We start from the raw sequence: 5,920 nt of genomic DNA, 5'->3' as shown, positions 1-5,920 counted from the left end.
TGCAGGAAGCATTGAGAACTACCGGGAGTTCCTCGGGAAGTCACGCCTGTGGACAGGGCAGCTCTGGCCGTCTCACGGGAGGCGGTGAAACTGCCCTGGGTGAAGCAGGAACCAACCACTGTTCAGGCTCTGTCCTCAATGGGTAAGTGTTGGAGAACGGATCAATCCTACTGGTAATGAGGAGTCGTGCTGGATCAACGGGCGCAACGCTCTGATGGCCTGTGCCGCTTCTCCTCTGCTTTGCCGGATTGATCAGGTGCTTCTGTGCTCCCTTGTGCCCCCTGATGCTCCCTTGCTCTCCCTCAGTTCCCCGCTTCTCTCCTCTCCAGATACGGCTGTTCGCTGGCCGGGAAGATTATCCGGCTTCCCCGTTGTTATTACCAGTGGATTGGATAATAGATCGGAAATGTGCTATTATAAAATCGGAGAAGTGAAAAGTCTCAATTTCCCGGCCCCAAGCGGGGAGGCTGCTGAGGTTCTGTCTCTTCCTTTTCAGGCAAACTGAGCCGCTTCCCTGGCGGGACGGGTAGATCGGGAGTTCCGAATTCTCAGCGAAATTTCAGCTAATTCACAGTTCCTCTTAATAGAGGAGTGTTTTACTCATATTAGCTGGAAATGATAGAATGCTCCAGGCGAACTGCCTGGGACTGTAATCCAATCGAATTCAGTAGAGAGGAGAGGGAAACCTATGGCTCGTCGGGAAAGTGCAGTTGTGGATCGCGAGCGCGATTCTCGTGAAGAGTATACGACAGAGCTGCTCACTGTCAGCGAGGTAGCGAAGCGCCTGCGTGTTGATGACACCACGGTGCGCCGCTGGATCAAGACTGGTGCACTGCAGGCCATTACCTTGCCGCATAAGGGCAAGCGTGAGGTCTATCGTGTCAAGAAGAATACGCTGGACGAGTTGCTCAACACTCCCGCGACTGCCGCGTCGTGAAGCGGGTCAGATCAGTGGCAGTTGTGCGGTGATCTGACCACAGTCAGAAAGAAGCTGGACCCGAGGGAGATACCCTCGGGTCCTTTTGTCTAGAAAGTGGCGCTTGGGACTATGCTGAGATGAGGAGTGCTACAGGGGGCCTCCCGTCTGTCTGATCAGTGTCCACCCAAACGGCGTAGTTCAACCTGGCCATTGCGAACGCGTACCGCATAGCGCGGAGCCGGCACGGTCGCCGGGCCAGTCAATACTCGCCCATCGCGCACACAGAAGCGTGAACCATGCCAGGGACATTCCACCACATCCCCATCCAGCGTTCCTTCGTCCAGTGGTCCCCCAGCATGGGGACAAGTTGCTGAAATTGCATAGTACTGCTCGCCGCGACGGAGCAGCACTACGGGCACACTTGCCACCGTCACGCGATAGAGGCGTCCCTCTTCGACACTGCTTGCCGGGAGGACTGGCTCAAAGTCCTCGCCTGCCGCCTCCCAGGCGGTATGGTTAACGTTGGTGCCCTTGACAAAGACCAGGTCTCCGCCCAGGTAGCCGGCCACCAGAATAGCCACGAAGCCGATGAAGCCGAGCACGGCGGCGGCGATGTTTTCGTTCAGAGGAGAGAGAAGGCGCAGGATAAATGAGACCAAATAGAGGAGAAAAGCCGCCGTATTGAGCAAACCATGATAGAAGCCGACCGTTCGCTCTGCTCCATACGTATCGCTCCAGTCGGCCAGACCGGTAAATAGTGCTCCCAGAGCAGCGATCAACCCGATGATGGCTCCGATCAGCGCCCCGCGCGCGGCCCAGCTATTGCTAGTTGGCGCTGCCAGCCAGATAATGTCGAAAATGGCGGTCAGGGTCCAGGCGCCGATCGGGATATCAGTGATGGCCGGGTGTAGGGGATGACCTGCAAAGGTGCCGCTGAGTAAGCTTTTCAGGAAGCGTGGCGGCTTCTGCGTACCTCCAGTCAGCACGCGGGCCAGGGCCTGCAGACTGTCGCCAAAGCGGTCGGCGAAAGACTGCCAAACGTTGGCCGTTGACGGGACCGGCTCATGTGTCGTGTCGCTCATGGTGCTCTCCTTCGTCTCTTCACAAGGGCTGATAGCCTGCCCGCGCTCCAACTCTGGCCTCAAGAGCGGCCTTGCTTTTCGTCCTTGCTGCATGTTGTCAGGTGGAACGCCTCTCGTCTCTGTGCACGGAAAGAAAGGGGCAATGGCTGGCAAGACCGCATACAGTGGGCCTTGACCATGTCAGCAGGTGCGCTGGCCAGGCCTCGACCGGCTGGCGTTGCTCGCCATTGCCCCTCCGTCTCTGGTTAGCCGCTCCCGCAATGCAGGAAGCAGACAGGCATCAGCAGATAGCAGGCAGTTGTGCTTTGGCTAAAAAAGCCTGCCCGATCCGTCCACTAGCGCATCGGGCAGTTTCCCGGACTCTCTCCCTCTTTTGGATATACCATACTCTCCGGGGAAAGTCAAGAAAGTCAAAGAATTTATTGACATGAGGCAGGCTCTCTGCTAAACTGGGGCAAAGCAAGCGCTAATTGTTTTTTCTCTCGATCAGGAAGTGCAACATCGATGGCTGGTGATCAGGCGCATCGGCGCTTTTTCAGGAGCACGCGCGGGCGTATTGTGGCTTTACTCTCTCGCCAGGGGGCCACGGTTGAAGAATTGGCCCAGGAGCTAGGGCTGACCGATAATGCCGTGCGTGCTCATCTGGCGGCGCTGGAGCGTGATGGCTTTGTTGTCCAGCGGGGACAGCGGCGTGCTGCTCAAGGGAAGCCAGCTTATCTTTACGAGCTGGCGCCGGCTGCTGATCGCCTCTTCCCGCGCGCCTACCTGCCGACTCTCGATGCACTCCTTGAGTTACTGACCGAGCAGCTTCCTGCTGCCGAGCTAGAGCGCCTACTGCGGACCCTCGGCCAACGCCTGGCGCAGCGCTGGCGAGCCAATGACCAAGGTGGGGCGAGCAAGCCGCTGAGTCGCGTGCGTTGGGCAGTGGCGGTGCTCAACGAACTGGGGGCCTTGGCTGAGCTGGAGGTGGTGATGGAGGGGCTGGGCGATTGCTCTGGCGGGCAGGCTCGTCTACGGGCCGCAAGCTGTCCACTGGCTGCGCTGATCCCCTCTCATCCCCGTCTCTGTCTGCTGGTCGAAGCACTGTTGGCTGAGTTGACAGCTTTGCCTGTGCGGACTTGTTGTCGCTGCGCGGAGCGACCGCAGTGCTGCTTTGAGATCGATCTCGTCTCTGAGCATTAAGCTTCAATCCGATCTTGACGGCCTCGATCTGCTGGTCCGGGCGGGACCAGGGGGTGCCCCTTTCAGTGCTCTCTTGTTCGTCCTCTTTGCCGCTTTCAACAGCAGAGTCTGACATGGTACAATGAAGAGGAAACGGCCTTGCAGCAATCCCCAGGGAAGGAAAGGACAGAGCCGCGATGTCAGAGACTCCCCACAAGGGCGGCCATGTCTCGCCGCCCTATGGCAGCGAACGCCAGTTTCAAATCTACATGGCGGGGCTACAGGGACAGCTTCCGGCCTTACCTCTGGATGCGCAGGAGCTGGAAAGGCGTGCCAAAGAGCGCCTAAGCCCCGAGGCTTATGACTACGTGGCTGGGGGCGCTGGCGCTGAAGATACTATGCAGGCTAACCTTGCTGCCTTTCAGCACTGGTCGATCGTCCCGCGTATGCTGCGCAATATTGCGCAGCGTGATCTCAGCGTCGAGCTGTTGGAACTGCGCCTGCCAGCGCCTGTGTTGCTGGCCCCGATCGGTGTCCAATCGATCATCCATCCCGAAGCCGAGCTGGCAGTGGCGCGGGCCGCGGCTTCGCTGGGCATTCCCTTTATTTTGAGCACGGTCTCCTCTTATACTCTGGAGGAAGTAGCTCAGGCAGCAGGCGATGGACCGCGTTGGTTCCAGCTCTATTGGCCTGCCGATGCTGAGTTCTGTGCGAGCCTTGTTCAGCGAGCTGAGCGAGCCGGCTACGGCGCAATTGTGGTCACACTCGATACACGCTTGATTGGCTGGCGTCCGCGCGATCTGCAGCGGGCCTATCTCCCGTTTCTCCAAGCGCAGGGATTAGCCAACTACTTGAGCGATCCTGTCTTCCGCCGAGATTTGCCGCAGCCTCCCGAGGAAAACCCATTTCCTGCTATTCAGAAGTACGTCTCCAGCTTCGGCCATCTGACACTCCAGTGGGAAGATCTCGCTTTCCTGCGTCAGCATACGCGATTGCCCGTCTTGCTCAAAGGGATTCTACATCCTGATGATGCGCGGCGGGCGGTGGAGTGCGGTGTCGACGGCCTGATTGTCTCCAATCACGGAGGACGCCAGGTTGCGGGGGCCATTGCTGCGCTGGAGGCCTTGCCGGGGGTAGTGGAGGCCGTTGCCGGGCGGGTTCCCGTGCTGTTCGACAGCGGCATTCGTCAGGGAGCCGATATTGTCAAGGCGGTGGCGCTGGGAGCACGGGCCGTCTTGCTGGGGCGCCCCTATATTTGGGGGCTGGCTTTAGGCGGGGAGGCTGGTGTGCGCGAGGTCCTGCAGAATATGCTGGCCGACCTGGACCTCACCCTGGCCCTGAGTGGTTTCGTCTCTGTCAGCTCGCTGGATCGTTCAGCCCTCGCCAAAGCGGAGAGAGCGTGATAAGATAAGGGGGAAAAGCGAGGAGCGCCACCTCTGTCTGCAGGCAAGGAAAGCGGCCAGAATCAGAAGGGCGTCTCGCTGACGAGACAGCTGGTTCTGACAAACGTGTCCTGAAGAAAGCCTGGCCTAACGATAGCAGCAGAACACTTGGTTCCCTCTTCCCCTCTCTGGCCACGAAGGGGCAGTGTGTGCCAGAGAAGGGGCAGCGAGTCGTTAGCTGGCTAACTGAGGGTGTAGGCGAACCAATCAGCCAATCAGACGAAGCGGTGAGCGCGTACTCAAGAGCGCCGGGAGGTTGCCAGGAAACAGGCTTGTCGCGGCGCTGACTCCTGTTTTCCGGGCGAGATAGTGCCCGCTCGCTAACGAACAGCAGGCTGCCGGGCGGCGAGTGAAGAGAGTCGGCGGCGGCAGGTGCTGAAAGAGTCGAGTAACAAGAAGGAACAGAAGAGCATTTCAACAGAGGGTTCAGAGAAGAAGTGCATCGCCTGCAAGAGGATGAGGTATTCTGTCTGTCGGTGAGGAACACATTACTCCTGCAGACTGGAAGCTCAGAGGAGATGACAGGCGATGAGAAAAGTCAAAGATGTTATGACCACACGGGTGGTGACGGTCCGTGAGGACCAGACGCGACAGCAGGCGGCAGCCCTGATGGCGTGCCATCGGGTCAGTGGGTTGCCTGTGGTCAATGAAGAGGGGATGATCACCGGCCTCGTCACTGAGCATGATGTATTGGCGCGTCAGGGCCGCTTTGTGCGAGAGATTATGACCCGTGGTCTGATCAGTGTCAGCGAGGAGACTGACCTGGAGGACGTTGCCCAGCTGCTTGTCAATCGGCGTATTCGGCGCTTGCCGGTGCTGCGTGAGGGGCGGCTGGTGGGCATCGTGAGTCGCGCTGATCTGGTCAGGGAGGTGGCGACGCGCTGGACCTGTCCTGTATGTGGCGAGGTCGCACCTGGCGAAGTACCGCCAGAATGCTGCCCTCGCTGTGCAGCGCCGCAGATGGTGGCGCCAGCCGAGCCAGCTCCTCCTGGTTTCTAGTCGTCTGCTCGCCTGGTAAGAACGACGCCCAGGCAGCAGCAGGGCGCTGGCTCTGCGCTCTTCCTTGTTCCGGCTCGTTAGGACGATTGGATCGATAGCAATCAAGCTCATCTTGTTGAGGCAGTGTCGATTAGCCAGAAAGAAGAAGTAGTGTACCTATGGAGACCAGACAGCAACGGAAGGCAGCAGCGCAGGGGGCCGGGTCGAATGCCCCCCGTTCCCCTGCTTCGCTGCTCGAAGGAACGGACCGCGAAACGCTGCTCAATTACTATTACCAGATGGTCCTTATTCGCTATTTTGAGGAGAAGGCCGGTGAG

General features: G+C 59.0%; 5 protein-coding genes. 4 read left to right on the top strand and 1 reads right to left on the bottom strand.

Annotation, left to right across the window (positions count from 1 at the left end; translation table 11 throughout):
• Positions 1-688 precede the first annotated feature (688 nt).
• Positions 689-937 (top strand): helix-turn-helix domain-containing protein, encoded by a 249-nt coding sequence (locus tag IRZ31_RS19660; RefSeq protein WP_112428347.1) that lies wholly within the window; start codon positions 689-691, stop codon positions 935-937.
• A 155-nt stretch (positions 938-1,092) separates the two neighbouring features.
• Here IRZ31_RS19660 and IRZ31_RS19655 read toward each other — a convergent pair whose 3' ends face one another.
• Positions 1,093-2,001 (bottom strand): Rieske 2Fe-2S domain-containing protein, encoded by a 909-nt coding sequence (locus IRZ31_RS19655; RefSeq protein ID WP_297156923.1) that lies wholly within the window; start codon positions 1,999-2,001, stop codon positions 1,093-1,095.
• A 504-nt stretch (positions 2,002-2,505) separates the two neighbouring features.
• On the opposite strand from IRZ31_RS19655, the gene IRZ31_RS19650 reads away from it, so the two are divergent.
• From IRZ31_RS19650 to IRZ31_RS19640, 3 genes are all read left to right on the top strand, one after another.
• Complete coding sequence (locus tag IRZ31_RS19650) at positions 2,506-3,183, top strand: helix-turn-helix domain-containing protein (protein ID WP_297156920.1); 678 nt, start codon at positions 2,506-2,508, stop codon at positions 3,181-3,183.
• A 176-nt stretch (positions 3,184-3,359) separates the two neighbouring features.
• A complete protein-coding gene (locus IRZ31_RS19645) occupies positions 3,360-4,565 on the top strand; it encodes an alpha-hydroxy-acid oxidizing protein (protein ID WP_297156917.1) in 1,206 nt (401 codons plus the stop codon).
• Between the two features lie 567 nt (positions 4,566-5,132).
• Complete coding sequence (locus tag IRZ31_RS19640) at positions 5,133-5,603, top strand: CBS domain-containing protein (protein ID WP_297156915.1); 471 nt, start codon at positions 5,133-5,135, stop codon at positions 5,601-5,603.
• The last annotated feature ends 317 nt before the right edge of the window (positions 5,604-5,920 follow it).

The organism is Thermogemmatispora sp. (genome assembly GCF_019683635.1).
Classification (GTDB): Bacteria; Chloroflexota; Ktedonobacteria; order Ktedonobacterales; family Ktedonobacteraceae; genus Thermogemmatispora.
The sequence above is the reverse complement of the archived record's forward strand: the minus strand, read 5'-3'. Positions and strand labels throughout refer to the sequence as shown.